General features: G+C 55.2%; 3 protein-coding genes. 1 reads left to right on the top strand and 2 read right to left on the bottom strand.

The genetic code is table 11. The annotated features are described in order from the left end of the window. Positions 1-233 (top strand): helix-turn-helix domain-containing protein (locus tag LN995_RS21720; RefSeq protein ID WP_229963190.1); only part of this gene is annotated, 233 nt, incomplete at its 5' end. Positions 234-331: 98 nt separating this feature from the next. Here the strand turns inward: LN995_RS21720 and LN995_RS21715 are convergent. Beyond that, positions 332-577 carry a hypothetical protein gene (locus LN995_RS21715; RefSeq protein ID WP_229963189.1) on the bottom strand — a complete coding sequence of 82 codons (246 nt, stop codon included), beginning with the start codon at positions 575-577 and terminating at the stop codon, positions 332-334. Next, positions 537-725 (bottom strand): hypothetical protein (locus LN995_RS21710; protein ID WP_229963188.1); only part of this gene is annotated, 189 nt, incomplete at its 5' end. The genes LN995_RS21710 and LN995_RS21715, both read right to left, overlap by 41 nt.

The following is a 725-nucleotide window of genomic DNA, read 5'->3' as shown; positions in this document are numbered from 1 at the left end:
AGCGCACCAAGGCGGGGCTGGAGGCCGCCAAGGCAAGAGGCAGAAAGGGAGGCAGGCCAGCAGGCCTTTCTGAGTCAGCCATGGAAAAGGCAAGGACAGCCAAAGTTCTCTTCGACTCCGGCACCAGGACAGTGGAGGAGATTGCCAAGATCCTAGGCATCGGCAGGGCCACCTGTTACCGTTACATTGACTATGCAGCTGGCAGGGAAGAACGGCAGGGAAAAAAGGGATAACCCTTCTTCCGCCCTGTTACTGGCAGCTGTCAGGCCGCCCCTGTGCCTTTGACAGATCAACAACGCGTGATGAGGCTTTGCTCTCCTTTTTCTGCTGGTCAGAATTGAGGCAGCTCTATCTGCTTCAGGTATGGCTCCAGCTGCGTTGCGCTTGTGAAGCCCTGTATCAAGGCAATCTCATCAGACAAGGAGTTGTACCACACCTCACAGAAGAAGTGGCCCATGTGATAGAGCGCCAGGGTGTACTCCCCCTCCAGGCGAACGCCGAGGAAAGTACCCTGTTCCCAGACAGCTGTGGCCCTGTCATCCAAGGAAAGGAAGAGAAACTCTTGCAGGTCTATCATAGGCGCGTGCATAAACAGCGCCCAAGCTCAACGGTGGGCGGGCCATCAAAAAGAGCGCATGAGTGCAGCATGCCCCCATGCGCTCTTCAATTAACCAAAACACAGTTATAAAGCAGGCACTGTTGGAGTTGCTACCTTTGACTGGAGA

The organism is Pontibacter silvestris (genome assembly GCF_020907275.1).
Classification (GTDB): Bacteria; Bacteroidota; Bacteroidia; order Cytophagales; family Hymenobacteraceae; genus Pontibacter; species Pontibacter silvestris.
This window is presented reverse-complemented; position numbering and strand designations above follow the sequence as displayed.